Source organism: Sphingomonas sp. ABOLE (genome assembly GCF_003950455.1).
Lineage (GTDB): Bacteria > Pseudomonadota > Alphaproteobacteria > Sphingomonadales > Sphingomonadaceae > Sphingomonas > Sphingomonas trueperi.
This window is the reverse complement of sequence record NZ_QQWY01000003.1, coordinates 15,521-41,950: the sequence shown is the minus strand read 5'-3', so window position 1 is coordinate 41,950 and position 26,430 is coordinate 15,521. Positions and strand designations below refer to the sequence as shown.

At 67.4% G+C, this 26,430-nt stretch carries 24 protein-coding genes and 1 tRNA gene; 9 read left to right on the top strand and 16 right to left on the bottom strand.

The features are described from left to right. Nucleotides 1-3: 3 nt before the first annotated feature. The gene (locus CA234_RS02725) at nt 4-1,206 is read right to left on the bottom strand and encodes a TIGR04063 family PEP-CTERM/XrtA system glycosyltransferase (protein ID WP_126000891.1); all 1,203 of its coding nucleotides are present in this window, start codon (nt 1,204-1,206) and stop codon (nt 4-6) included. Nucleotides 1,207-1,288: 82 nt separating this feature from the next. Between CA234_RS02725 and CA234_RS24210 the strand changes: the two genes are divergently transcribed. Genes CA234_RS24210 through CA234_RS02715 form a run of 3 tightly spaced genes read left to right on the top strand, consistent with a single transcriptional unit; the run spans nt 1,289 to nt 3,859 of the window. Then, entirely contained in the window at nt 1,289-1,432 is a 144-nt protein-coding gene (locus CA234_RS24210; RefSeq protein WP_164521687.1) for a hypothetical protein, read from the top strand. Then, nucleotides 1,425-2,774, top strand: a complete 1,350-nt coding sequence (locus CA234_RS02720; protein WP_125972753.1) for a putative O-glycosylation ligase, exosortase A system-associated — start codon at nt 1,425-1,427, stop codon at nt 2,772-2,774. The genes CA234_RS24210 and CA234_RS02720 overlap by 8 nt, the downstream gene beginning before the upstream one ends. After that, complete coding sequence (locus CA234_RS02715) at nt 2,771-3,859, top strand: acyltransferase (protein ID WP_126000795.1); 1,089 nt, start codon at nt 2,771-2,773, stop codon at nt 3,857-3,859. The genes CA234_RS02720 and CA234_RS02715 overlap by 4 nt, the downstream gene beginning before the upstream one ends. Here CA234_RS02715 and CA234_RS02710 read toward each other — a convergent pair. Continuing rightward, nucleotides 3,810-4,361, bottom strand: coding sequence for a type 1 glutamine amidotransferase domain-containing protein (locus tag CA234_RS02710; RefSeq protein ID WP_125972757.1), 552 nt, complete (start codon nt 4,359-4,361; stop codon nt 3,810-3,812). The genes CA234_RS02715 and CA234_RS02710 overlap by 50 nt on opposite strands. Before the next feature lie 119 nt (nt 4,362-4,480). On the opposite strand from CA234_RS02710, the gene CA234_RS02705 reads away from it, so the two are divergent. Both CA234_RS02705 and CA234_RS02700 read left to right on the top strand, forming a co-directional pair. Continuing rightward, on the top strand, nt 4,481-5,497 hold the full coding sequence (locus CA234_RS02705; RefSeq protein WP_126000794.1) for a DNA topoisomerase IB: 1,017 nt from the start codon (nt 4,481-4,483) through the stop codon (nt 5,495-5,497). Between the two features lie 9 nt (nt 5,498-5,506). Continuing rightward, a complete protein-coding gene (locus CA234_RS02700) occupies nt 5,507-6,673 on the top strand; it encodes a mechanosensitive ion channel family protein (protein ID WP_125972761.1) in 1,167 nt (388 codons plus the stop codon). A gap of 141 nt (nt 6,674-6,814) precedes the next feature. Here CA234_RS02700 and CA234_RS02695 read toward each other — a convergent pair whose 3' ends face one another. From CA234_RS02695 to CA234_RS02670, 6 genes are all read right to left on the bottom strand, one after another. Then, nucleotides 6,815-7,183 (bottom strand): YkvA family protein, encoded by a 369-nt coding sequence (locus CA234_RS02695; RefSeq protein ID WP_125972763.1) that lies wholly within the window; start codon nt 7,181-7,183, stop codon nt 6,815-6,817. 42 nt (nt 7,184-7,225) lie between these two features. Continuing rightward, the gene (locus tag CA234_RS02690; protein WP_125972765.1) at nt 7,226-7,705 is read right to left on the bottom strand and encodes a pyridoxamine 5'-phosphate oxidase family protein; all 480 of its coding nucleotides are present in this window, start codon (nt 7,703-7,705) and stop codon (nt 7,226-7,228) included. A 46-nt stretch (nt 7,706-7,751) separates the two neighbouring features. Continuing rightward, nucleotides 7,752-8,702 (bottom strand): glucokinase, encoded by a 951-nt coding sequence (locus tag CA234_RS02685; protein ID WP_125972767.1) that lies wholly within the window; start codon nt 8,700-8,702, stop codon nt 7,752-7,754. Between the two features lie 112 nt (nt 8,703-8,814). Continuing rightward, nucleotides 8,815-9,306, bottom strand: a complete 492-nt coding sequence (locus tag CA234_RS02680; protein ID WP_241213197.1) for a DUF805 domain-containing protein — start codon at nt 9,304-9,306, stop codon at nt 8,815-8,817. Nucleotides 9,307-9,347: 41 nt separating this feature from the next. Next, nucleotides 9,348-10,523, bottom strand: a complete 1,176-nt coding sequence (locus CA234_RS02675) for an acetyl-CoA C-acyltransferase (protein WP_126000793.1) — start codon at nt 10,521-10,523, stop codon at nt 9,348-9,350. A gap of 47 nt (nt 10,524-10,570) precedes the next feature. Then, nucleotides 10,571-11,002 carry a MaoC family dehydratase gene (locus CA234_RS02670; RefSeq protein ID WP_125972910.1) on the bottom strand — a complete coding sequence of 144 codons (432 nt, stop codon included), beginning with the start codon at nt 11,000-11,002 and terminating at the stop codon, nt 10,571-10,573. Nucleotides 11,003-11,123: 121 nt separating this feature from the next. On the opposite strand from CA234_RS02670, the gene putA reads away from it, so the two are divergent. Then, complete coding sequence (gene putA, locus CA234_RS02665) at nt 11,124-14,168, top strand: bifunctional proline dehydrogenase/L-glutamate gamma-semialdehyde dehydrogenase PutA (protein ID WP_126000792.1); 3,045 nt, start codon at nt 11,124-11,126, stop codon at nt 14,166-14,168. A 167-nt stretch (nt 14,169-14,335) separates the two neighbouring features. Here putA and phaZ read toward each other — a convergent pair whose 3' ends face one another. Continuing rightward, nucleotides 14,336-15,568 carry a polyhydroxyalkanoate depolymerase gene (gene phaZ / locus CA234_RS02660; RefSeq protein ID WP_125972773.1) on the bottom strand — a complete coding sequence of 411 codons (1,233 nt, stop codon included), beginning with the start codon at nt 15,566-15,568 and terminating at the stop codon, nt 14,336-14,338. Nucleotides 15,569-15,722: 154 nt separating this feature from the next. Here phaZ and CA234_RS02655 point away from each other — a divergent pair, with 154 nt between their 5' ends. Next, entirely contained in the window at nt 15,723-17,501 is a 1,779-nt protein-coding gene (locus CA234_RS02655; RefSeq protein WP_125972775.1) for an ABC transporter transmembrane domain-containing protein, read from the top strand. Between the two features lie 48 nt (nt 17,502-17,549). On the opposite strand, the gene CA234_RS02650 is transcribed toward CA234_RS02655, so the two are convergent. From CA234_RS02650 to CA234_RS02640, 3 genes are all read right to left on the bottom strand, one after another. Beyond that, on the bottom strand, nt 17,550-19,313 hold the full coding sequence (locus CA234_RS02650; RefSeq protein ID WP_126000791.1) for a GGDEF and EAL domain-containing protein: 1,764 nt from the start codon (nt 19,311-19,313) through the stop codon (nt 17,550-17,552). Nucleotides 19,314-19,383: 70 nt separating this feature from the next. Continuing rightward, entirely contained in the window at nt 19,384-20,994 is a 1,611-nt protein-coding gene (locus CA234_RS02645; RefSeq protein ID WP_125972779.1) for an FAD-dependent protein, read from the bottom strand. A 228-nt stretch (nt 20,995-21,222) separates the two neighbouring features. Beyond that, nucleotides 21,223-21,654, bottom strand: coding sequence for a MarR family transcriptional regulator (locus tag CA234_RS02640; RefSeq protein WP_125972781.1), 432 nt, complete (start codon nt 21,652-21,654; stop codon nt 21,223-21,225). A gap of 140 nt (nt 21,655-21,794) precedes the next feature. On the opposite strand from CA234_RS02640, the gene CA234_RS02635 reads away from it, so the two are divergent. Beyond that, entirely contained in the window at nt 21,795-22,220 is a 426-nt protein-coding gene (locus tag CA234_RS02635) for an organic hydroperoxide resistance protein (protein WP_125972783.1), read from the top strand. 226 nt (nt 22,221-22,446) lie between these two features. Here CA234_RS02635 and CA234_RS02625 read toward each other — a convergent pair whose 3' ends face one another. From CA234_RS02625 to CA234_RS02610, 4 genes are all read right to left on the bottom strand, one after another. After that, complete coding sequence (locus tag CA234_RS02625; protein WP_125972787.1) at nt 22,447-22,863, bottom strand: flagellar biosynthesis protein FlgC; 417 nt, start codon at nt 22,861-22,863, stop codon at nt 22,447-22,449. A gap of 128 nt (nt 22,864-22,991) precedes the next feature. Next, nucleotides 22,992-23,822, bottom strand: coding sequence for an alpha/beta hydrolase (locus CA234_RS02620; protein WP_125972912.1), 831 nt, complete (start codon nt 23,820-23,822; stop codon nt 22,992-22,994). Between the two features lie 669 nt (nt 23,823-24,491). Next, nucleotides 24,492-24,567, bottom strand: a tRNA-Ala gene (locus tag CA234_RS02615). An 82-nt stretch (nt 24,568-24,649) separates the two neighbouring features. Continuing rightward, on the bottom strand, nt 24,650-24,976 hold the full coding sequence (locus CA234_RS02610) for a TIGR02300 family protein (RefSeq protein WP_121074901.1): 327 nt from the start codon (nt 24,974-24,976) through the stop codon (nt 24,650-24,652). A 104-nt stretch (nt 24,977-25,080) separates the two neighbouring features. Here CA234_RS02610 and aroA point away from each other — a divergent pair, with 104 nt between their 5' ends. Continuing rightward, nucleotides 25,081-26,409 (top strand): 3-phosphoshikimate 1-carboxyvinyltransferase, encoded by a 1,329-nt coding sequence (aroA, locus tag CA234_RS02605; RefSeq protein ID WP_126000790.1) that lies wholly within the window; start codon nt 25,081-25,083, stop codon nt 26,407-26,409. The last annotated feature ends 21 nt before the right edge of the window (nt 26,410-26,430 follow it).

Sequence of the window (26,430 nt, the reverse complement as noted above, 5' to 3'; positions counted from 1 at the left end):
TTCTCATGCCATCTTTATGGCAAGGTTTTCATACAAACCGTCATAGCGTGCAATATTTACAAACCAGTTGCGCTCGGCCTCGATATATGCGCGAGCCTGTTTTCTGCGCACATCCCATTGATCGCGCATACAAAAAACTTTCTCAAGCGCTTTTGCGAGCGCCGCCGGGTCATCTGCCGGAAACAAGGTGCCGGTTACGCCGTCCTCGATCAGCTCGCGGTGCCCGCCCACGTCGGACGCCGCGACCAGCCGCTGCTGCGCCATTGCTTCCAACGGCTTGAGCGGGGTGACGAGGTCGGTGAGCCGCATCTTCTTGCGCGGATAGACCAGCACGTCGATCAGGCTGTAATAGCGCTCGACTGCCTCGTGCGGCACCCGGCCGAGGAAATGGATGCGCTCCGCGACGGGCGATGAAGCCGCTTGCGCGCGCCACGCCGGCTCGGCGGGGCCGCCGCCAACGAGCAGCAGTTGCATCGCGGGACGTGCCGCGACCAGCGCAGGCATCGCGGCGATCAGCACGTCGAGCCCCTCATAATCGTAGAAGCTGCCGATGAACCCGATCGTCTCGGCACCTTCCAGACCCAGCTGGGCGGCGAGGCCGGCATCCTGCGGTACGGGCTCGCCGAACAGCGCCATGTCGACGCCGTTGGGAGAGACCGCGATCTTGGCCGGATCGATGCCCCGCGCGATCAGGTCGCCGCGCAGGCCTTCGCAGATCACCGCCACCGCATCGGCCTGGCGAACGGCATGGGTCTCCAGCGCCTTGGTGACGCGGTAGCGCAGACTCCCCTCGCGTCCCGTGCCGTTGCCGACCGCGGCATCCTCCCAGAAGGCGCGGATCTCGTAGAGCAGCGGCACTCCGCTCCAGCGCCGCACCCGCAGCCCGGCAAGCGCGCAGAGCACCGGCGAGTGGGCGTGGAGCACGTCGGGGCGGAAAATTTTCATCACCTGGTGAATACGCTGCGCAAAGGCATCGATCTCGCGCCACTCGCTGAGGCCGGGCAGCTTGGCTGCGACCGGCCGGGTGCGGAAGAAGCGCAGGCCATCGACGACTTCCTCGTCGTCGGGCGCGGGGCCGTGCCGTGGGCCGGTCACCGCGGCCACCTCCCAGCCCCGCGCCAATTCCGCCTTCAGGATCGCCCGGGTGCGAAAGGCATAGCCGCTGTGGAGCGGCAGGCCATGATCCAGAAGATGGAGGACTCGCATGGTCGCCTGCATGCCACGCCGCGCTTAACGGCACGTCAACTGCACCTGCGCTAGGAATCGCGCGGAAGGAACGGCCCGCCCGATGATCGACAATCTATCGCTTGCGCTCACCCATGGGCTGATGCTGCTCGCGGCCTTCCTGCTGCTCCGCCGGCCAGACCTCGATCGCGAGGACGCAGCACCCAGGGAGAAGAAGCGCGGCCGCTGGGGCAAGCGCGGTGCGTGACTATGTCTTCGTCCTGTTCCTCGCGGCGTTCTTCGGCACCGGCTTTCGCAAGCCGTTCCTGTTCGTGCTGGTCTACGCCTATATCGACATCGTCGCACCCCAGCGGCTGACTTATCTGCTGCTCAACGCCTTGCCGATCTCGGCGATGGCGGCGGCGCTGGCGCTCGCCGGGTTCCTGCTGTTCGACGACAAGCGCGACGTGCGCGTGGCGCCGCGCCAGCTGCTGATCGTGGCGCTGATCGGCTATTGCTGGTTCACCACGCTCCACGCCGATTTCCCGGTGGAAGCCAAGGACAAATGGGACTGGGTGTGGAAGGCGCTGGCCTTCGCCGCCTTCCTGCCGCTCACCCTGCGCACGCGGCTGCGGATCGAGGCGCTGCTGCTGTTCATGGTGCTTTCGGCCAGCTCGATCATCATCGTCGGCGCGATCAAGACGCTGATCTCCGGCGGCGGCTATGGCGAGCTCAACCTGATGGTCTCGAACAATTCGGGGCTGTACGAGGGCAGCACCATCTCCACCGTCGCGATCGCGATCCTGCCGCTGATCCTGTGGTTCACCCGGCACGGCACGATCTTCGCGCCCGACTGGCGGACGAAGACCTTCGCCTATGCCCTGTGCTTCGCCTGCCTGCTGATCCCCATCGGCACCTCGACCCGCACCGGGCTGCTCTGCATCGGGCTGGTCGCGCTGCTGATGCTGCGGGATAGCCGGAAGAAACTGCCCTATCTGGGCGGCGTGGCGGCGCTGGCGCTCGTCGCCCTGCCCTTCCTGCCCTCCGCCTTCACCGAGCGGATGGGGACGATCAAGTCCTATCAGGGCGACGCCTCCGCCTCCACCCGCCTCGCCGTCTGGCAATGGACGATCGACTATGCCCGCGAGCACCCGCTGGGCGGCGGGTTCGAAGCCTATCGCCAGAACCAGATCCGCTACGAGAAGGTGGCGGTGGAGGACCAGGGCGGCGTCGCGGTGGTCGATCGCTCGATCGAGCTCGACAAGGCGCGCGCCTATCACAGCGCCTATTTCGAGATGCTGGGCGAGCAGGGCTATCCGGGGCTTTCGCTGTGGCTGGCGATCAACCTCGCAGGCCTGTTCCGCATGGAGGTGCTGCGCCGCCGCTATGCGCGCGCCGAGGGCGACGAGGCATGGATCGCGCCCCTCGCCGCCGCGCTCCAGAACGGGCACATCGTCTATCTGCTGGGCGCGGCGTTCGTGGCGATCGCCTTCCAGCCCTTTATCTACATGCTGATCGGCGCGCAGATCGGGCTCGACACCTATTGCGCCCGCAAGCGCGCCGCGGCGGATTGGAGGCCGCTGCGCAAGGCACACCCTGCCGCGGCATGAGCGGGCGGGTAGAGCTGCGGGCGCTTACCTCCGCGCGCGGCGTCGCGGCGTGGTGGGTGGTGCTCTACCATCTGCGCGGCGCGCTCGCGGACCTGCCCCTTACGGTCGAGGCCGTTCTCGCCAAGGGCTATCTTGCGGTCGACTTCTTCTTCCTGCTCTCGGGCTTCGTGCTGGCGCTGCGCCATGGCGAGCGGCTGCGCAGCGGCGGTATTGCCGTGATGCCCGACTTCCTGCGCGGACGGGTCGCACGGATATGGCCACTGCACGCGGTCATGCTCGGCTTTGCGCTCCTGCTGCTGGTGGTCCTGCGCGCAAGCGGCCGAGCGGCGCCCGAATTCCCTCTGGCCGAGCTGCCGCCACATCTGCTGCTCGTCCAGGCCTGGGGCTTCGCCGAACCGTTACGCTGGAACGACCCCGCCTGGTCGATCTCGTGCGAGCTGGCGGCGTACCTGCTGTTCCCGCTCTGGGCGATGGCGATCGACTGGCGCCGCCGCGGCACGCCCTTCCTTCTGAGCGCGATCGGGGCGCTGCTGCTCGCACTGAGCGCGGTGTTCGCACTGCGCGGTGCCGACACGCTCGGGCAGGACATCCCCTATCTCGGGGTCGTGCGCTGCCTGTTGGAGTTCGCGACCGGCACGCTGCTCCACGCCCTTTGGCAGCGCTGGCGTGTAGGCCGCGTCGCCCTTGCCAGCTTCGGCATCGCGGCGCTGTTCGGCATGGCATGGTGGCTCGGTGGACCGGAAACGCTGGCCGTTCCCGCGGCCCTTGGGGCACTGCTGTTGGGGCTGGCCCTCACGGCCGGCCAAGCGGGCAATCCGCTGGAAGGCGCGCTGCTCCACCGCCTCGGCGAGATCAGCTACGCGACCTATCTCAGCCATTTCCTGCTGTGGTTCGCCTTCAAGCTCGCCTTCGTCCGCACCGCGACGATCGGCTGGCCGCTCGCGGCGTGCTACCTGCTGCTGGTCCTTGCGGCGTCGGTGGCGCTCCACCGGCTGGTGGAGCGCCCCGCGCAGCGCTGGATCAACCGGCTCGGGTTCAGGCCGCGGCGGTCACGTCTTCCAGCGCGGCGATCACCGCACGGTTGAACGCGGGGATATCGTCGGGCTTGCGGCTGGTGATGAGGTTGCCGTCGCTCACCACTTCCTCGTCGACCACATCGGCGCCGGCATTGGCGAGATCGGTGCGGATCGAGGGCCAGCTGGTCAGCCGGCGACCGGCGACCACATCGGCCTCGGCGAGCAGCCACGGCGCATGGCAGATCGCCGCGACCAGCCGCTTCGAATCCATGAAGCTGCGGGCGATCTCGACCGCCTTCGCGTTCATCCGCAGCTTGTCCGGGTTGCCGACGCCGCCCGGCAGCACCAGCGCATCGAACTGATCGAGTTCCACCTGATCGAGCGTCGTGTCCGGCGTGATGCTCTTGCCCTTCTCGCCGCCGCTTTCGCCGGTGATCGGATCGGTCTTGATCGAGGCAAGCGTCACCTGCGCGCCGGCGTCGAGCAGCGCCTGGCGCGGCTCGAACAGTTCCGATTCCTCGAAGCCGTCGGTGGCGAGCATCAGCACGCGCGCATTCTGCAGATTGGCCATGGGGGGCATCCTTTCCCGTCGTTCGGAATATGCCGGGCCAACCCGGAGCCCCCTTTCCTTGTTCCGGAACGAATTGTTGCTGCGGCGCATTTCCCTGGGCTCTGCCCCAAGGAGCCGCGATGGACAGCGCCGAGATCGTCTATGTCGAAGACCAGGCCCCCGGCATCACCCGGCGCAAGATGCGCCACGGCTGGGGCTATTTCCACGCGGACGGCACCCGCATCACCGACCGCGATGTGATCGACCGGCTGAACGCGATCGGCCTGCCGCCCGCCTATGAGAATGCCTGGTTCTGCCCCGACCCCAACGGCCATATCCAGGCGACCGGCTATGACGGGAAGGGCCGCAAGCAGTATCGCTATCACACCGGTTTCCGCGAGGCCCAGGAGGCGGCGAAGTACGATCGCTGCGGCATGTTCGGCGAGCGCCTGCCGCGCCTGCGCCGCAAGGTGGAATCCGATCTGCGCCTGCGCGGACTGTGCAAGGACAAGGCCGTCGCCGCCGTCGTCCGGCTGCTCGACCTCGGCTCGATCCGCGTTGGCAACGAGACTTATGCGCAGGAGAACAAGAGCTTCGGCGCAACCACGCTGCGCAAGCGGCACGTGAAGGTCGCCGGCGGCACGCTCAAGCTCCAGTTCCGCGCCAAGTCCGGCAAGCTGCGGGTGATGACGGTAACCGACAAGTCGCTCAGCCGCTTCGTCAAGCGCTGCCAGGACCTGCCGGGGCAGAACCTGTTCCGCTGGATCGACGATTCCGGCGAGGCGCATCCGGTCACGTCCAGCGACGTCAACGCCTATATCCGCGAGGCGATGGGCGAGCATTTCAGCGCCAAGCATTTCCGCACCTGGGGGGCGAGCGTGATCGCCTATCGCACCCTGGCGGAGGCACCCGAGCCCATCGGCCTCAAGACCCTGCTTGAGCCCGTAACCGAGGCGCTGGGCAACACCCCCGCCATTGCCCGCAAATCCTATGTCCATCCGCGGCTGATCGAGCTGGCGCGCGACAAGCCGGGGCAGGCGCTGTTCCGCGCCGGGTTGCACCTGCCCCGCACGACGCAGTACCTCGACCGCTACGAACGCGGCCTGATCGTCTTCCTGGAGACCGATCCGGCCGAACAGCCCGCCAAGGCAGCCTGACGAGAAAAGATGCTGATCACCGCACGCGCAAAGCCCTCCCATTTCGAGCGCCAGCTCCAGGCCTTCATCGGCGACACGCCCGATTGGATCGCCGACCATTGGCTGAGCATCCTGGTCGCCACCGGCATCGCGATCGGCATCGCGCTGTTCCTCCACACGCTGCGCTCCTGGGGCATGCGGCTGTGCCGCAACAGCGACGGCAACGGCGCCAACTGGTACACGATCTTCGGCCGCACGATTTCGCGCACCAACAATTTCTTCATCGTGATGACCGCGATCCGGCTGGTGGTGAACGTCGCCGAGACGCCGCCGCTGCTCGACAAGACGATCACCTTCCTGTTCACCATCGCAGTGACGTTCCAGGTGGCGATCTGGGTTCGCGAGGTGATCTTCGGGCTGATCGAGCACCGCACCCGCGGTGACAGCCCCAGCGAGAGCCTGGCGAGCGCCGTCGGCATCATCCGGCTGCTGATCTCGATCGCGCTGTTCGCGATCGCGCTGGTGATGGTGCTCGGCAATATCGGGGTGAACGTGACCGGCCTGGTCGCCGGTCTCGGCGTCGGCGGCATCGCCATCGGTCTTGCCGCGCAGGGCATCTTCGGAGACCTGATCGCGGCGCTGTCGATCCTGTTCACCCGCCCCTTCCGCGTCGGCGACAACATCAAGTTCGACCAGACCAGCGGCACGGTCGCCGAAATCGGCCTCAAGTCCACCCGCGTCCGCTCGTTCGACGGCGAGATGCACATCATCTCGAACCGCCAGCTGCTCGACAAGGAGCTGCAGAACCTTACCGATCGCACCCGCATCCGCCTGCCGTTCAAGATCGGCGTGGCCTATGAGACGCCGCCGGAGAAGCTCGAGCGGCTGCCGGAGATGTTCAAGGAGATCGTCGAGGCGAACGGCGCGACCGCGGTGCGCAACGGCTTTGTGGGGTTCGGCGCGAGCTCGATCGACTATGAACTGATCGCCGAGGTTGCGACCGGGAACTGGGACGTGGGCCACCCGACGCGCGACCGCATCCTCATCGCCATCGTCCGCAAGCTGGCGGAAGAGGGGATCAGCATCCCCTATCCGACCCAGACCACCTTCACCGCGGCACCCGACGGGCGGATCATCATGCCCTATCCGGACGTGACGCCCGTGATGCGGGTGGACAAGGAAGAGGGCGAGCGCTGAGGAGCAGCCACATACTCTCAGCCGTCATCCCGGCGAAAGCCGGGATCCATCCGCCATTAGGCTGCGGCAGGCGCCGATCCGGTGACGCCAATGGATTCCGGCTTTCGCCGGAATGACGAAGGGGGTGAGGTTGACCGCCCCTCAATCATATTTCGTCACCAGCCAGCTCCACACGCCCCAAGCCAGAAGCGCCCAGACGCCCAACACGATCGCGACCCCGCCCCAGCTCACCGGCCGGTGGCTCGCGTCCTCGGCCGCCGCGCGGTGCTCGGCAAACTGCTCGGCCGGGATCAGCCGCTCGAACAGCCAGACGCCGAGCGGGATCAGGATGGCATCGTCCACCAGCCCGAGCACGGGGACGAAATCGGGGATCAGGTCGATCGGCGACAGCGCATAGGCCGCGACCAGGATGCCAACGATCCGCGCCGCCAGGGGCGTACGCGGATCGCGGATGGCGAGCCATACGGCATGCGCCTCGGTGCGGACGCGGTGAGCGAGCGAAGGACCCATGGCCCCTGGATCGCCCAGCCGCGTCGCGCGGTCAATCTCGGCTCAGCGCTCCGCCGTGGTCTCGACCTTGGCGTGGCTGCCGGTCTCGTCCGACTTGATCGTGCCGCCGAACAGCATCTTCACCTTGCCGGTGAGCGACATGTCCGTCTCCCACAGCTCGGCATCGTCGATGTCGACGCGGAGCAGCGCGAGGTTCGGGTCCTGCTTGCCGCCCGGAAACCAGGCTTCGACCTGGCTGTTCCACAGCTTGTCGATCATCGCGAAGTCGTTGTCGACGCGCGCCGTTCCCGATAGGCAGGCGAAAAAGTCGTGCCCCTTGGAGACGAACTGGAGCATCGCCGCGCCGCCCTTGGCCATGCGGTTGTCCTTGCCGATGAAGAAGAAGATCGTGTCGACCTGGTCCTCGTCGAGCTGCGCGGTCAGCGGCTCGCTGTGCTGGCCGTCCTGCAGGCCCGCCATCACGAAGGGGCTGTCCGCCAGCTTGGACCAGAAATGCTTCTTCAGTTCGACCGTGTCGGCCATGATCGTCTCCCGAGTTTGGATACCTGGCCGTAACGTGCAGGTCCGCTCAGGCGTTCCGGATCGCGGCGGCGGCGCCGATCAGTTCGAGGTCGGCGCGGTTGACCAGCGCCACCGGGGTTTCGGCGAGCTGGCGGCGGAAGGCGGTGCGCGCCTCCATCCGGCGGCGGAAGCCGGGCTGCTTCAGCTGAGTCTCCAGCGCACGGGCGATCGCGCCGGTGAGGAACACGCCGTCCCAGGCATCGAAGGTCAGCGCCAGATCGCCGACAAACGCGCCGAGATGCTCGACGAACATCCGCACCACCGCGCCGGCGATCGGATCGCGGCCGGCGTTGCGGGTCACATCCTCCGGCGCGGGCAGCCGCTTGCCGCCGGACAGCGCCTCATAGGCGAGCAGCAGCCCGTTGGCGCTGAGCAGGGTCTCGACCTCGACCAGCCCGCCGCGCGCCTTGCAGAAGGTCGCGAACCGCTCCTCGTCGCCGTTCTGGGGAGCAAAGCCGATATGCCCCGCCTCGCTCTGAACGGGCACATGGCGACCGTCGGCACCTATCAGCGCGGCGACGCCGAGGCCCGTGCCGACCCCGATCACGGCATAGTTGCCGCCCGGCGCGATCGGCTTGGGCGCGGCGCCCGGGAGCGCGGTAAACGTTGTCGGCGGAAGCCGGGTAAGCGCCAGCGCGTTGGCGGCGCATTCGTTGAGCGCCAACGGCTTCTCGCGCAGCACCGCTTCGACACCCGCAAGCGAGATGTACCAGCGGCTGCCGGTGAGGTTGATCAGGTCGCCGCGCACCGCACCGGCGACGGCAAGCACGCTCGGCAGCCGCGCATCGCGCAGGCCGACGCCGCAAAGATATGCCACAAGGGCACTGGTGAAGGTCTGATGGTCGGCGTTCGAAAAGCGCTTGATCTCGCGCGGCTCGTCGCCTTCCGCGCCGCCGGTCAGGCCGAAGCGAACCGATTGTCGGCCGATATCGGCCACCAGCGCCACGCCATCTTCCATCGAGCCCTCTCTCCCCTGCCGGCTTCTTCTCGAAGCTCGCCCAGGCGATATCGCTAACAATGGTTACCGTAGCAATAAACAAGCCGCAATTAGTTTGATTTTCACGCGAATTTCAGACAATTCGCGGGTCCGCACCGAAACGATTGGCGCCGATGGCCGGCGACCAGTAGAGCGCGACTGCCAGAATCGCGAGCGCGACTTGCCCCGCCAGCGGCAGCATCGGCACGCCGGGATGCAGCCCGATCGCCACCTGGGTGCGGTCCAGATCGCCCGCCACCCCGATCGCGGCAAGCAGCAGGCCCGGGATCGCCGGCAGCCCGACATCGTGCAGCCGCCGCACGATCAGCCCGATCAGCGGCACGAACAGCGCCAGCGCCAGCGCCTCCTCCACCGCGACGCGGCGCCAGAAGACCGTGAGGTTGAGCGGCGTCGGCGGATGGAAGAAGTGGAAGCCGAGGAACAACAGCAGCTCGCCGATCGCGATCAGGATCAGCGCGCTGGTCAGCTCGCTGCGCGTCGAGCGCCCGTGGAACACGAAGCTCTGGCCGATGGCGCGGAGGCCGTTCCGCAGCGACACCCCGTCGCGATAGCTGGCTGCTGTCATGGGCCGGAGGGTGCAGCGCAGCACACCCTCCGGTCAACCCCTTAGAGCGTCTCGAAAAGACCCGCCGCGCCCATGCCGCCGCCGATGCACATCGTCACGACGACATATTTGGCACCGCGGCGCTTGCCTTCGATCAGCGCATGGCCGGTCATCCGCGCGCCCGACATGCCGTACGGGTGGCCGATCGAGATGGCGCCGCCGTTCACGTTGAGCAGTTCATTGGGGATGCCCAGCTTGTCGCGGCAATAGAGCACCTGCACCGCGAACGCCTCGTTGAGCTCCCACAGGCCGATATCGTCCATCTTCAGGTTGAAGCGCTCGAGCAGCTTGGGAATGGCATAGACCGGGCCGATGCCCATCTCGTCGGGCTTGGTGCCCGCCACCGCCATGCCGATATAGCGGCCGAGCGGGGTGAGGCCGCGCTGCTCGGCAAGCTTCTCCTCCATCAGCACCGCGGCCGAAGCGCCGTCGGACAGCTGGCTGGCATTGCCCGCGGTGACGGTGCCGTTGGGCACCACCGGCTGGAGCGCCTGCAGGCCCTCCAGCGTCGTTTCCGGACGATTGCCCTCGTCCTTGGCAAGCGTGATTTCCTTCTGCGAGACTTCCTTGGTCTCCTTGTTGACCAGGTTCATCGTCGCGGTGACCGGCACGATCTCGTCGTCGAACTTGCCCGCAGCCTGCGCGGCGGCGGTGCGCTGCTGCGACTGGAGGGCATAGGCGTCGCACGCCTCGCGGCCGATGCCGTAGCGTGCGGCGACCACTTCAGCGGTCTGGAGCATCGGCATATAGGTGTCGTTGTGCATCGCGATCAGCTCGCGATCGGGCTCGACGCGCATCTGCGGGGTCTGGACGAGGCTGATCGATTCGACACCGCCGCCAAGGGTGATGTCCATATTGTCGACGACGATCTGCTTGGCCGCCGTCGCGATCGCCATCAGGCCCGAGGCGCACTGGCGGTCGATCGACATGCCCGGCACTTCGACCGGCAGGCCGGCGCGGAGCAGCGCGAGGCGGGCGATGTTGGGCGCCTGGCTGCCCTGCTGGAGCGCGGCGCCGAACACGACGTCGTCGACCTGGCCCGGCTCTAGCCCTGCCCGCTCGACCGCCGCGCGGATCGCGTGCGCGCCCAGCGTCGGCGCCGGCGTGGCGTTGAACGCCCCGCGATAGGCCCGGCCGATGCCCGTGCGGGCGGTGGAAACGATGACTGCGGAGCGCATTTCCTGTCCTTCCTTCTTCGCTCCCCTCCCGCTTGCGGGAGGGGAAATTAGACGTAAATCAGCGCGATCCACTCGGCGATCACCGCCGGCTTCTCCTCGCCTTCGATCTCGAGCTGATATTCCTGCACCTGTTCCCAGACGCCGAGCTTGCGCTCGACGAACTTCTTGAGCGTGAAGCGCCCGCGCACCCGCTTGCCCGAGCGCACCGGCGTGAGGAACCGAACCTTGTTCCCTCCATAGTTCACCCCCATCCGCACGCCCTCGATCGCCGGCGCATCGGTGCGCGCGGCGAGCATCGGCATCAGCGACAGCGAGAGGAAGCCATGCGCGATCGTGCCGCCGAACGGAGTCTCGGCCGCGCGCACCGGATCGACATGGAGGAACTGGTGGTCGCCGGTCGCCTCTGCGAACTGGTCGATCATCGCCTGGGTGACCTCCACCCAGTCCGAGACATGCTCGGTGCCGACCCGTTCGGCCATCTCCTGCGGGGTGACGGTCGCCGCCAAGACTATCCTCTCGCGTAATTATCTTTCATAGGCACGCCATATCTAGTGGGGCCACCGGCCTCCCTGCAAGCTTTAGCCGACCGGAAACTGGAAAATGCCGACTGCCGTACCGTCACACCACCGCAAATCGATGGCCAAGCTGCACCGTGCGGCCGAACCCGATGTTCTAAAACCGCTTCTGGAGCGGGCGCGACTCACGCCCGATTCGCGCGAGCGGGTGATGGACCACGCGCTGGCGCTGCTGGCGGACCTGCGCGCCGCGCAGAATCGCGGCTGGGTGAACCAGTTCCTCCAGGAATACCGGCTGAACTCGTCTGAGGGCGTGGCGCTGCTCAGCCTGGCCGAGGCGTTCCTGCGCGTGCCCGATCCCGAAACCGCCGACCTGCTGATCGCCGACAAGATCGGCGATGCCGACTGGAAAGCGCATTCGGGCAAGTCGAACTCGGTGCTGGTCAATTCGGCGACCTGGGGCCTGATGCTGGGCCGCGCGCTGGTCGGCGACGAGAAGACGGGCGTGCTCCGCCGCCTGATCTCGCGCGCCGGCGAGCCCTTCGTCCGCCAGGCGGTGGGCGCCGCGATGAAGCGGATGGGCGAGGTGTTCGTGATGGGCCGCACCATCGACGAGGCGATGAAGCGGATGAAGAAGCCCGAGAACAAGGGCTTCACCGCCAGCTTCGACATGCTGGGCGAGGCCGCGCGCACCAAGGCCGATGCCGAACGCTATTTCCAGGCCTATTTCGAGGCAATCCGCGCGGTCGGCCGCGATCCCAAGGCGGGCCATTCGATCTCGGTGAAGCTCTCCGCGCTGCACCCGCGCTACGAAGTCGCGCAATATGATCGCTGCGTGCCCGAGCTGACCGACATGCTGGCCCAGCTCGCCTCGGAATCGGCGGCGCAGGGCATCCCGCTCACCGTCGACGCGGAGGAGAGCGAGCGGCTGGAGATGAGCCTCGACATCATCGGTTCGGTCGCAAGGCGGCCCGAGCTGCGCGGCTGGAACGGCTTCGGCATGGCGGTACAGGCCTATGGCAAGCGCGCCCGCGCGGTGATCGGCTGGGCCGACGATCTCGGCCGGCCGATGCACGTCCGCCTGGTCAAGGGCGCCTATTGGGACAGCGAGATCAAGCGCACCCAGGTCGAGGGCCTGGCGGACTATCCCCTGTTCACCCGCAAGGCGGCGACCGACGTGTCGTACCTCGCCTGCGCGCGCGACATGCTGGCGGCGAAGAACATCGTGCCTGCCTTTGCCAGCCACAATGCGTTGACCGTCGCCACCATCCTCGACTGGGCCGGTGACAGCCGCGACTTCGAGTTCCAGCGGCTCCATGGCATGGGCGAAGGGCTGTACGAGCGGCTGGTCAACGAACAGGGCTATCACTGCCGCATCTATGCGCCGGTGGGTGGGCACCGCGACCTGCTGGCGTACCTCGTCCGCCGCCTGCTCGAGAACGGCGCCAACTCCAGCTTCGTCCACCAGCTGGCCGACGAGCAGTTGAGCGAAGCCGAGCTGCTCGCCGATCCGGTGGAGAAGATCGCGGCCGTTGGCGGCACGCGGCATCCGAGCATTCCCCTGCCAGTCGATCTGTTCGGCGCTTGGAAGAACTCGGGCGGGATCGATCTCGCCGAGCGGACCATCCTTGCAGAGACGGCGGCGGCGATTGCAGCCTCTCCCCCTCCCGCGCGCGGGAGGGGGCCGGGGGGTGGGCCCACGCTCACCACCAGCGAACCGGCTGTGGAAGCCGGGGGCCCACCCCCTGCCCCCTCCCGCACGCGGGAGGGGGTTGCTTCAGCCATCGACCGCGCCTCAGCCGCCTTCCCCGGCTGGGCGGCCACCCCGCTCGCCACGCGCGCCGCGATCCTCGAGCGCCTCGCCGACCTGCTCGAGGAAAACCGCATCGAGCTGATGGCGCTGGCCGTCAAGGAAGCCTTCAAGACCATCCCCGATGCTCTCGGCGAGGTCCGCGAGGCCGCCGATTTCTGCCGCTACTATGCGCTCCAGGCGCGCACCGGCCTCGCGCCGATCACCCTCCCCGGGCCGACGGGCGAGCGCAACGAGCTGCGCATGGAAGGCCGCGGCGTGTGGGCGACGATCGCACCGTGGAACTTCCCGCTGGCGATCTTCCTCGGCCAGACCGCCGCCGCGCTGGTCGCGGGTAACGCCGTAGTCGCCAAGCCCGCGCCGCAGACGCCGGAGATCGCCCGCGCCGCGGTGCGCCTCGCCCATCAGGCGGGCGTGCCCGAGGATGCGCTGGTGCTGGTGACCGGCGGGCCGGAAGTCGGCGCCGCGCTCACCTCCGACCATCGCATCGCCGGAGTGGCGTTCACCGGCTCGACGCCGACCGCCAAGAAGATCGCCGCCGCGCTGCTGGAAGGCAACGACCGCCCGCTGGTGCCGCTGATCGCCGAGACCGGCGGCATCAACGCGATGATCGTCGATTCGACCGCCCTGCCCGAGCAGGTGGTGGCCGACGTGCTGACCTCGGCCTTCCGCTCCGCCGGGCAGCGCTGCTCGGCGCTGCGGCTGCTGTTGCTGCAGGAAGAGATCGCCGAGGGCGTGATCGAGATGCTGCGCGGCGCGATGGAGCTGCTGATCCTCGGCGACCCCGCCGATCCGCGCACCGATATCGGCCCGGTGATCGACCAGGCGGCGTACGACAAGCTGATAGCCTATCGCGACAGCGCCAAGGCCCAGTGGATCAAGACCGTGCCGGTGCCCGCCACCGGCCTGTTCGTGCCGCCGACAATGATCCGCATCGACCGGCCCGAGGACCTGACCCGCGAATGGTTCGGGCCGATCCTCCACGTCGCCACCTGGAAGGCGGGCACGCTCGCGGAGACGGTGGCGCGGGTGAATGCGAAGGGCTTTGGGCTGACCATGGGCCTGCACAGCCGCATCGCCCGCTCGGCCGAGCTGGTCGAGGCGGAGGCGCGGGTGGGCAATTTGTACATCAACCGCTCGATGATCGGTGCGGTGGTGGGCTCGCAGCCCTTCGGCGGCGAGGGCCTGTCGGGCACCGGTCCCAAGGCGGGCGGCCCGCACTATCTGCACCGCTTCTGCGCGGAGCGGGCGGTGTCGGTGGACACGACCAGCGCCGGCGGCAATGCGACCCTGCTCAGCCTGGACGAAGGGGGGATTTGAGCTGGCCTAGCTATCCTCTCCCTTGAGGGAGGGGATAGCGAAGCTTGGAGAGGGTGAGCGGCGCGCAAGCGCCGCCTAGCCGTTCGATAGCCGGACTGCCCCTCTCCCTCCCACTGCCTTCGGCAGCGGGCCCCACCCTCTCCCCGGTGGGGAGAGGGATAAATCGCTCACCCGCCGTGCGTGGCCATCCACTGCTCGACGACCGGCGCAATGCGGTTGCGCCATTTCGAGCCGTTGAAGATGCCGTAATGGCCGACGCCTTCGGCCAGATGGTATTGCTTGTGCGATTCCGGCAGGTTGGTCGCGATCGTCAGCGCCGCCTTGGTCTGGCCGATGCCCGAGATGTCGTCGCGCTCGCCTTCGATCGCGAGGATGCCGATGTCCTTGATCGCGCCCGGATCGACCTTGCGGCCGCGGTGCAGCATCTCGCCCTTGGGCAGCGCGTGGGTCTGGAACACCACTTCGATCGTCTGGAGATAGAATTCGGCGGTCATGTCGCAGACCGAACGATATTCCTCGTAGAACTTCATCGTCGCGTCGGCGCTCTCGTCGTCGCCCTGGACGAGATGCTTGAACATCTCCCAATGCGAGATGAGGTGGTTGCCGAGGTTCATCGTCATGAAGCCGGCGAGCTGGAGGAAGCCGGGATAGACCTTCCGACCCGCACCCGCATAGGTCATCGGGACGGTGGCGATGACGTTGTGCTCGAACCAGCTGTACGGCCGCTCGGTCGCCAGCGTGTTGACCGCGGTGGGCGCCTCGCGCGTGTCGATCGGGCCGCCCATCATGGTCAGCGTCGCCGGGCGATTGGGGTGATTGTCCGCGCTCATCACCGCCGCGGCGGCATAGCAGGGCACCGAGGGTTGGCACACCGCCAGCATGTGCGGGCGGGGCGCACCCTCCGCGCCGATATGCGCGAGGAAATCGATCACATAATCGACATAGTCGTCGAGGTCGAAGCGGCCTTCGCTGGTCGGCACCAGCTTCGCGTCGCGCCAGTCGGTGATGTACACATCGGCCACCGGCAGCATCCGCTGCACCGTGCCGCGCAGCAGCGTGGCATAATGGCCGGACATCGGCGCGACGATCAGCAGCTTCGGCCCGCCCTCGACGCCTTCGCGGACGAAGCGCTTGAGCTGGCCAAACGGCTTCCGCAGCACGATCTCCTCATGCACCTCGACCCGGCGGCCGTCGATCTCGGTGAAGTCGAGCGCGAATTCGGGCTTGCCGCGCGGTGCGGAGGCGTGCGCGAACACCTCCAGCGCCGAGGCCATCACCGGCCCGCCGCCGAAATAGGCGAACGGATTGGCCGGATTGTTGAGCAGCCCCGCGCCGAAATTGGCCAGAGCACTCGCACCTGCGAGCATCGAACGTTGGAATTCGTAAGCGTCGTACAGCATAAAATTCCTTCCCCGTGCCCCGATCCCTGCAGCGGGGGTTGTCTTACCACTCATATAGACGGCGGCGTTGTGCGCCGCAACGTCGTACCTATGCGGAACCGAGACAAACGGAGGTAGTTCCCCTGCCCCGCGAACCGCGCTAGTCGCTTTCCCCATGGCCGACACGACCCCGCCGCCGGCGCCGCGCCGCAAGCTCAGCAGCCTGCTGGTCATCTGGCAGTTCACCCGCCGCTATCCGCTGCAGATCGCCGTCGCGATGGTGTCGCTGCTCACCTCGTCCGCCGCGACGCTGTGGATCCCGCGCACCTTCAAACAGATCGTCGACAACGGCTTTTCGGCCGGTGCCGATACCAGCAGGATCGGGATCTATTTCCAGGGCCTGCTCGCGGTGATCCTGGTGCTGTCGATCGCGACGGCAGTGCGCTTCTTCTTCATCTCCTGGGTGGCCGAGCGCACCGTGGCGGACCTGCGCATTGCAGTGCACCGCAACCTGCTGCGCCTGCCACCGAAATGGTTCGAGGAGAACCGGCCCTCGGAGATCGCCTCGCGTCTCACCTCGGACACCGCGCTGGTCGAGCAGGTGGTCGGCTCGACCGTGTCGATCGCGCTGCGCAACCTGCTGACCGGTATCGGCGGGGTGATCTATCTGTTCGTGCTGTCGCCCAAGATTGCCGCCTATCTGATCGTCGGCATGCCGCTCACCGTGCTGCCGATCGTCTGGCTGGGCGGGCGCGTGCGGCAATATTCGCGCGCCAGCCAGGACCGCGTCGCCGATATCGGCGCGATCGCCTCCGAAACGCTGGGCGCGATGCGGATCGTCCAGGCCTTCGGGCAGGAGCGGCGCGAGGGCCAGCGCTTCCAGGACGCGGTGGTGCGCAGCTTCGCCGCCGCGCAGAAGCGCTTTGCGCTCCGCGCGATCATGACCGCGCTGGTGATCGGCCTGCTGTTCACCGCGATCACGCTGATCATGTGGGACGCGGTCTCGGGTGTCGCCGCCGGCCAGATCAGCGGCGGCGCGATTACGGCGTTCGTGATCACAGCCGGCCTCGTCACCGGCTCGTTCGGCGCGCTGACCGAAGTCTATGGCGATCTGCTGCGCGCCTCGGGCGCCGCCAGCCGGCTCGCGGAATTGCTCCAGCAGGAATCGGACATCGCCCCGCCCGCCAATCCGGTGGCGCTGCCCAGCCCGGCCGAAGGCGCGATCGCGTTCGACGCGGTGACCTTCCGCTATCCGACGCGGCCCGAGGTTTCGGCGCTGCAGGACTTCTCGCTGTTCGTCGCACCCGGCGAGACGGTGGCGGTGGTCGGCCCCTCGGGCGCCGGAAAGTCGACGCTGTTCCAGCTGCTCCAGCGCTTCTACGACCCCGAAAGCGGCGAGATTCGCATCGACGGCGTCGCCGTCCCCAAGGCCGATCCGGCGGAGGTGCGCGCGCGCATCGCGATGGTGCCGCAGGAGACGGTGATCTTCGCCGCCAGCGCCCGCGACAATCTCCGCTATGGCGCCTGGGACGCCAGCGACGAAGCGATCTGGGCCGCTGCCGAGGCGGCCAACGCCGCCGAGTTCCTGCGCAGCCTGCCGGATGGGCTCGATACCTTCCTCGGCGAAGGCGGCGCGCGGCTTTCGGGCGGGCAGCGCCAGCGTCTCGCCATCGCCCGCGCTCTGCTCCGCGACGCGCCGATCCTGCTGCTCGACGAAGCGACCAGCGCGCTCGACGCCGAGAGCGAGAAGCTGGTGCAGGATGCGCTCGAGCATCTGATGCAGGGCCGCACCACGCTGGTGATCGCGCACCGCCTCGCGACTGTGCGCGCGGCCGGGCGGATCATCGTGATGGACGGCGGGCGGATCGTCGAGACCGGCACCCATGCCGAACTGGTGGCGCAGGGCGGGCTCTATGCTCGGCTGGCCGCGCTGCAGTTCAACGAAGCGGCGTAATAGCGAAACAAGAGCATGTCCTCTCCCGCCGTGCCGGGGGAGGAATGCTCAGGCTGCCAGTGCAGTCCGGGACGCGATCCATTCGGCGAAGGCCGGCACTTCCAGCGGCCGTGCGAACCAATAGCCCTGTGCTTCCTCGCAGCCCATGCCGGCCAGGATCGCGGCGGCCTCTGCGGTTTCCACCCCCTCGGCCACGATGCGGCGGCCGAGCTTGTGGAGCAGGCCGACCATCGTCTCGACCAGCACAAAATCGGCACCCGAAACGGAGCTTAGCCCCCGCACGAAGGCCTGATCAATCTTCACGACATGCGCGGGCACCTGCTGGAGATAGGCAAGGCTGCTGTGCCCCGTACCGAAATCGTCGATCGCCAGCGCGATCCCCGCCTCGGCCAGCTCGCGCAGCATCGCCAGCGCCTTTTCCGGCTGCGCCATCATCGCGCTTTCGGTGAGTTCGACCTCCAACTGAGAGGGGCGCAGCTGGCGGGCGATCAGCGCCAGCTGGATGCGCTGGATCAGGTCCGCTTCCATAAGGTTGGCGGCCGAGATGTTGACCGACAGCGTCAGGTCGAGCCCGGCCGCCTGCCAGGCGGCAAGCTGGTCGAGCGCGTGCTCCAGCACCCATTGCGTTGTCGGGCGAGCCAACGCTGTTTGCTCGATAATCGGGATGAATTCGCCCGGCGACACTTCGCCCAGAGTCGGATGGCGCCAGCGCAGCAGCGTCTCCGCGCTGAGGCAGCGCCCCGTGGCGAGGTCGACACGCGGCTGGAAGACCAGCCGCAGCTGATCCTCCGCTTCCAGCGCCGCGCCAAAATCTTGCAGCAGATCGTAGTGTCGCCGCATCGCATGGTCGCGCGCTTCGGAATAAAGCGCGATAGCACCATCGATGCGGCGCGCGTCCTGCGCCGCGCTGGCAGCGCCGCGCAGCACGTCTTCGGGTGTAACTTCGCCCAACCGGAACGGGCGAACGCCGATGGCCACGCTGGTGACGAATCGGACGCTCGACGTCGCCCGAATTACCTCGAAGCCGCGTTCGAGCACCGTGATATAGGCCTGCACCTCCATGTCGGGGGGCGACAGGAAGGCGAACTGAGTCGTGCCGACATGATAGGCGGTCCGGTTCGGACCGAGCACGTTCTGGATCGCGTGCGCTGCCTCGCGCACCATTTCATCGAGCCGGGCGGCGCCCATCGCCCCGACGATCTTGGCGATCTGGTCGTCGCGGGCAAGATCGGCGACCACGGCAATACGCGCCTGTCCTGGGCAGTCCAGCGCCAGATCGGACAGGTCCTCGCAGAACTGGGCGCGCGTCGGCAGTCCGCTGATCGGGTCGATGCGACCGAAGGAATGCTGCAGCTCGATCTGCTCCATCACCATGGCGGCGAGATCGGTCAGCGCCGCCAGTTCCTCGGGCTTGGCGATGCGCGGCTCGACGCCCAGCACGCACAGCGCGCCGAGCCCATAGCCCTCCCTGGTCACCAGCGGCGCCCCGGCATAGAAGCGCGTGCCATGTTCGGCCAGCAGGCTGTCCGCGTAACAAGCGTGCGTCGCGAAATCCTCGATCACGACCAAATCGCGCGTTTCGGCGACTTCCGCGCAAGGCGCCTTGTCGCGCGGGATGCTGCAATGCTCCACGCCGACGCGCGACTTGAACCATTGCCGGTCCCTGTCGGTCAGCGACACCGCCGCGATTGGCAGGCCGAAGATCTGCGCCGCCATCCGCGTGATGCGGTCGAAATGCTCGCTCGGGGGCGTGTCGAGCAGCTTCAGCTGATGCAGCGCGTCGAGCCGCGCGGCTTCCCGGTAATCCTGCACAATCGTTCCCTTCGCCGTTCATTATAGACACGGCGCCGTGGCGATCCGGGATCCCGGGAAAATCCGGTGGTTAACCGGCCGTCATGCTCTTCGCGACCGCCTCGGCGACCTTGATTCCGTCGATCGCCGCCGAGAGGATGCCGCCGGCATAACCCGCGCCCTCGCCCGCCGGAAACAAGCGCGGCGTGTTGAGGCTCTGCAGATCCGCCCCGCGGGTGATCCGCAGCGGCGAGGAGGTGCGCGTCTCCACCCCGGTCATCACCGCCTCGGGATGGTCGTAGCGCGCGATCTGCCGGCCGAACACCGGCAGAGCCTCGCGGAACGCCTCGATCACGAAATCGGGCAGGCAGGCCGAGAGATCGGTGGGCGTGACGCCCGGCTTGTAGCTTGGCACCACCTGGCCCAGCGCGGTCGAGGGCCTTCCGGCGAGCAGATCGCCGACCAGCTGGCCCGGCGCATGGTAGTTGGAGCCGCCGGCGAGGAAAGCGGCGTCCTCCCATTTGCGCTGGAGCTCGATGCCCGCGAGCGGCCCTCCGGGATAATCGCGCGCAGGATCGATCGCGACGACCAGGCCCGAATTGGCGTTGAACTCGGCGCGCGAATATTGGCTCATGCCGTTGGTGACGACGCGGCCCTCCTCCGAGGTTGCCGCCACCACCCGCCCGCCCGGGCACATGCAGAAGCTGTAGACCGTGCGGCCATTGGCGCAGTGGTGCGACAGCGCATAGGCGGCCGCACCCAGGTCCGGATGCTTGGCGCAATTGCCGAAGCGCGCCTGGTCGATCCAGCTCTGCGGATGCTCGATCCGCACGCCGATCGAGAAGGGCTTGGCCTCCAGATGCACGCCCATGCGGTGGAGCATCTCGAAGGTCGGCCGCGCGCTATGGCCCACCGCGAGCACGACATGGTCGGCCTCCAGGAAGCTGCCGTCGTGCAGGTGCAGGCCGCGCATCTTGCGCGCGCCGTCGAGCTCGATCGCGTCGACGCGGGTCTGCCAGCGATATTCGCCGCCCAGTTCCTCGATGGTGCGGCGCATGCTCTCCACCATCGTCACGAGGCGGAAGGTGCCGATATGCGGGTGGGCCTGCCACAGGATGTCGTCGGGCGCGCCGGCCTTCACAAATTCCTCGAGCACCTTGCGGCCGAGGAAGCGCGGGTCCTTGACCCGGCAATAGAGCTTCCCGTCCGAGAAGGTCCCCGCCCCGCCCTCGCCGAACTGGACGTTCGAATCCGGATTGAGCTCGGAGCGTCGCCACAGGCCCCAGGTATCCTTGGTGCGCTCGCGCACGATCTTGCCGCGATCGACGATGATCGGGCGGAAGCCCATCCGGGCGAGGATCAGGCCGGCGAACAGCCCACACGGCCCCGCGCCGATCACCACCGGACGGAGACCCTGCCAGCCTTCGGGCGCGTGGACCGGCGGGCGGTAGGTCATGTCCGGGGTCGGCCGCACGTCCTTGTCACCGGCGAGGCGCGCCAGCACCTCGGCCTCATCCGTCAGGTCGACGTCGACGGTGTAGACCAGCAGGATCGCATTGCGCCGCCGGGCATCGTTGCCGCGCTTGAACACAGTGAAGCCGCGCACCTCGGCCGGCGCCACCCCCAGCCTCGCCGCGATCGCGGGGGCAATCGCATCGGCGGGATGGTCTAGCGGCAGGGAAAGTCCGGACAGGCGCAGCATCGAAAATTGGGTCCAGCAGATGTTGGGGGGCGTGATCGTCCCTTAGCGTGGTGGGACGGAGCGGCAAACCAGGGATTGCGCGCTGGCCGTACCACAAACCCCATTGTCATTCCCGCAAAGGCGGGAATCCATTTGCCAGGGCGCTGGGGAATAGAACCGCGGGTTCAGCGCCAATGGATCTCCGCCTTCGCGGGGATGACGTCAGGGTGTGAGGCGACGGAAACGCCCTCACTCCCGCGCCAGCGAGTCGCGCAGCGCCTGCGCTTCGCTATTCAGCGCAGCCAGTCGATCGAGCGTCAGATCGGTCTTCTCGAGGATCGCCTCCCCCAGGCAGCCGCATTGCTCGCGGATCGCTTGGCCTTGCTCGGTGAGGAACACCTGGACCTGGCGCTCATCTTCCGGATTGCGGCGGCGCTCGACCAGCCCGGCAGCCTCCAGCCGCTTCACCAGTGGCGTGATCGTGCTCGATTCGAGCGCGAGCCGCTCGCCGATCGCGCCCACCGTGCGGCCGTCCTTCTCCCACAGCGCATGGAGCACCAGATATTGCGGATAGGTGATCCCCAGCCGATCGAGGATCGGCTTGTAGACGCGTGTGATCGCCATGCTCGCGCTGTAGAGCGAGAAGCAGAGCTGGCCGTCGAGCGGAAGCGGGGCAGGCATGGGCAGAAACTCCTCCCCGCCAAAGCGCAGCGGGATGAAACATATATCGCGATAAAGATTTCTCTGGACAAGGGGAGCAGCCTCGCCTATCTACTACTTATCGCGATAATGATTATCGCGGAACTTAAAGGAGACATCCGATGTCGGTCGATGTGAAGTACACCACCAAGGCAACTGCAACCGGCGGCCGTGACGGCAGCGCACGCTCGGAAGACGGCGTTCTCGACGTCAAGCTCTCGACCCCGAAGGAACTGGGCGGCGCCGGCGGTGACGGCACCAATCCCGAGCAGCTGTTCGCGGCGGGCTATTCGGCCTGCTTCATCGGCGCGCTCAAGGCGGTCGGTGCGGGCATGAAGATCAAGGTTCCGGCCGACGTCACGGTCACGGCAACGGTGGGCATCGGCCCGCGTTCGGAAGGCGGCTTCGGCATCACCGCCGATCTGCTGGTCAGCCTGCCGGGCATGGATCGCGAAGAGGCCCAGAAGCTGGTCGACGCCGCGCACCAGGTCTGCCCCTATTCGAACGCGACCCGCGGCAACGTGAACGTCGGCCTGACGCTGGCGTGATCACGCTACGCCCTCTCCCTGCTGGGAGAGGGCCATTACTCTCGACAAAATACCCCGTCATCCCCGCGAAGACGGGGATCCATTGGTGGTGACGCCGCGGCTCTTTTCTCCGACGTCCTGGCAAATGGATTCCCGCCTTCGCGGGAATGACGATGAATTTAGAGGCGCTGTCGGTGCTTCCACTCGAGCGAACGGTCGTCATGTTCGGGGAAGAAGGCCGGCGCTCTCAGACCCGCATGTCCAGCAGCGCCCCCATCATCCGGTCCTCGGTCTTGATCACCGAGAGGTTCGCGCGAAACGAGAAGAGCGCCTTGCGCTGTTCGACATCCTCGCTCGCGAAATCGACGTCGGGCGCTTCGATGTTTCCATCCGCATCGGCATCCTGCGATTCGGGATCGTAGCGCGGCCCCGTGCCCGGCACCGCCGGCACCGGCTTGGCGTTGACGCCGCCCGCGGCAGCCGCTGCCTGATAGATCGCGATCGGCTGATAGGCGTGGTTGACCGTCTTGCCGATCGCATTCGCCGCCGTCACCGCCTTGACGGTCTCGCCGGTGGTATTGGCGTTGGCGACGTTCTGCGCGCTGACGTTGATCCGCGCGACGCTGGCCTGGGCCCCCGTAAGGGCAATGTTGGTGGCGATCATGGCGCTACTCCGATGCGCCAGTGTCGCAGCAGCACGTGAACAAGCGGTTGCCGAACATGCTTAACCGGCCGCACACGCAAAAAGGGCCGCGCCGCCGAACTGGCAGACGCGGCCCGTTTGTCAGCGCATCACTTGCGGATGAACGCCAGCAGATCGGGGTTCAGCACGTCAGCGTGCGTGGTCAGCATGCCGTGCGGATAGCCCTTGTAGACCTTCAGCTCGCCATTCTTGACCAGCTTCACGCCCAGCATCGCCGAATCCGCGATCGGCACGATCTGGTCGTCGTCGCCGTGCATGAACAGCACCGGCACCTGAATCTTCTTCAGATCCTCGGTCTGGTCGGTTTCCGAGAAGGCCTTGATGCAGTCATACTGCGCCTTCGCGCCGCCCATCATGCCCTGGCGCCACCAATTCTGGATGATGCCCTGCGAGATCTTCGCACCCGGACGGTTGAAGCCGTAGAACGGGCCCGACGGCACATCGAGGTAGAATTGCGCGCGGTTCGCGGCGAGCGCGGCGCGGAAGCCGTCGAACACCTCGATCGGCAGGCCGCCGGGGTTGCTGGCGGTCTTGACCATGATCGGCGGGATCGCGCCGACCAGCACGGCCTTGGCGACACGGCCCGGCTTGGAGCGCGCGACATAGGCCGCGACTTCGCCGCCGCCGGTCGAGTGGCCGATATGCACGGCGTTCTTCAGGTCCAGCGCGTCGGCCAGTTCGATCACGTCTGCGGCATAGGTCGCCATGTCGTTGCCGGTGTCGGTCTGGGTCGAACGACCATGACCGCGGCGATCATGCGCGATCACGCGGTAGCCGTGCTGCAGGAAGTACAGCATCTGCGCATCCCAATCGTCCGCGCTCAGCGGCCAGCCATGGTGGAACACGATCGGCTGGGCGGTCTTGGGGCCCCAGTCCTTGTAGAAGATTGTCGTGCCGTCCTTGACCGTGATGGTAGCCATGTTCGCTTCTCCATGATGTGAGTGGCCCTGGGCCATCGCCTGCGCCGTCGGTGCGAGCGCCGCGACGGTACCCACCGCCAGCGCGCCTTCCAGCAATTCGCGGCGCGTGACGCCCAGCATAGTTTCGATTCCGCTCATCCCCGCACTCCTCCGAACCAACGCCGATTCGATGTTGGCGCGCGGTGCGCCCGATCGGCTGCGGCCGTTCATGACAGGATCGATACGGCCGCGAAATCGAACGCTGGTATAGGGCGACCCACCGGCGGGTGAAGAAAGACCCGGTTACGCTCGTAACGACTTCGGTGCCCGGGGACACGGCCGGTCCGCGCGGCGTACGGTTCGGGAATGCTCTAGGAACGCCCCTAGGCGCGCTGAGCAATCGACGACCCGAAAGACCATCGCCCCGGAGCCAGGGCGCGGTGCGATGCGCGCGCCCCGGTTCTGCGCGCGGCGGTGCGGATGGGCATATCGACGACCCCGGCGCTCGCCGCGGCGGGACGCTCCAGCGGATGCGCTCTTGGGGCAGCCAGCCGGCCGGAGCAGGTGTGAAAAAGAAAAAGAAAGCGGCACGCGCCGCGTGGCGCGTCTTCGACCTGGACCAAGCAGCGCCTTGCGCCGCTAGGGGGGTGCCCCGAAGGGCGGATTTCAGACCGGAAATTCCGGGGGAAATGGTGGAGCCGAGGGGGATCGAACCCCTGACCTTCGCAATGCCATTGCGACGCTCTCCCAGCTGAGCTACGGCCCCATTCCCCGGGAAGGCGGCCCCTCTATAAGGGCCTTGCGGGGTTGGCAAGCGCCTTTTTCGCGCTTGCCAAAATTTTTTCGAATTACTGCTCGTCGTCGTCGCTGACGGTCTCGACGCCCAGGTCGTCGTCGCCGCCCAGATCGACGTCGTCGTCCGGCGAGGGCTCCTCGTCGTCCGCACCGATGTCCAGATCGTCATCGCCCACCAGATCGGAATCTTCCGCTTCCGGCTTGTCGGTATTGGCCTTCACTGCCTCGAACGGCAGCGGCTGCTTCGACTTCAGGATGGGCTCGGGCTCCCAGGCGAAACCGCAGTTGATGCAGGTGACCGGCTCGTCCTTGGTCAGATCATAGAAGCGCGTACCGCACTTCGGGCAGCTGCGCTTGGTGCCCCATTCCGGCTTCACCATGTGTTGCCTCTTCGCCTTTCGCTGTGTTCGGAGATTTCGGGATATGATCCCGGAAAGTGGGGCGCGCCTTGCCATGCTGCAAGCCGCCTGTCAAAGCCGCGCCCATGTCGAACACCGATCCCCGCCCTCTCACCCTCGCCGCCCGCGGTCCGCTGCGCGGCACCGTTACCGTTCCCGGCGACAAGTCGATCAGCCACCGCGCGATCATGTTTTCCGCGCTCGCGGTCGGCGAAAGCCGGATCGAAGGGCTGCTGGAGGGCGAGGACGTGCTCGCCACCGCCGCCGCGATGCGCGCGATGGGCGCCCAGGTGGAACGTGGCGAGGACGGCGTGTGGCGCGTTCACGGCGTCGGCGTCGGCGGGCTGCAGCAGCCGACCCAGGCACTCGACATGGGCAATAGCGGCACCTCGACCCGCCTGCTGATGGGCCTGGTGGCGAGCCATGGCATCACCGCCACCTTCACCGGCGACGCCTCGCTCTCGGGCCGCCCGATGGGCCGCGTGATCGAACCCTTGAGCCGGATGGGCGCCGAGATCACCGCCAGCCCCGGCGGTCGCCTGCCGCTGATGCTGCGTGGGCTCTGTCCGGCGGTGCCGATCGAATATACCCTGCCCGTCGCCTCCGCGCAGGTGAAGTCGGCCGTTCTGCTCGCCGGCCTCAACACGCCGGGCATCACCCGCGTGATCGAGCCCGTCCCCACCCGCGACCATAGCGAGCGGATGCTCCGCGGCTTCGGCGCCGAACTGACCGTCGAGGACGGCCCCGACGGCAAGATCATCTCGATCACCGGCGAGGCCGAGCTGAAGCCCCAGCACATCGTCGTCCCCGGCGACCCCTCGTCCGCGGGCTTCTGGATGGTCGCCGCGTCGATCGTGCCGGGATCGGAAATCACCATCGCCAATGTCTGCATTAACCCGACCCGCACCGGCCTGATCACCGCGCTGCGCCTGATGGGTGCCGACATCGCCGAGACCAACGCTCGCACCGTCGGCGGCGAGCCGGTCGCCGATCTGATCGTCCGCCATGCGCCCTTGAAGGCGATCGAAGTACCCGCCGATCTCGCGCCGAGCATGATCGACGAATATCCGGTGCTGTTTGTCGCCGCGTCGCTGGCCGAGGGGCGCACCGTCGCCCGCGGCGCGCACGAGCTGCGAGTCAAGGAATCGGACCGGATCGCCGCGATGCGCACCGCGCTCGAAGCCTGCGGCGTGGTCACCGAGGAGTTCGAGGACGGCCTCGCCATCCAGGGGTCGGCCGGCGCGCCGCTCGCCGGCGGCGGCAAGGTCGCGACGCTGCTCGACCACCGCATCGCGATGAGCATGACCGTCGCCGCGCTCGCCGCCGAACAGCCGATCGCAATCGACGACGTCGCGCCGGTGGCGACCAGCTATCCGAACTTCTTCGCCACGCTGGACGCGCTGACCGCCGGCTGATGCGACAGGTTCACGGCAAGT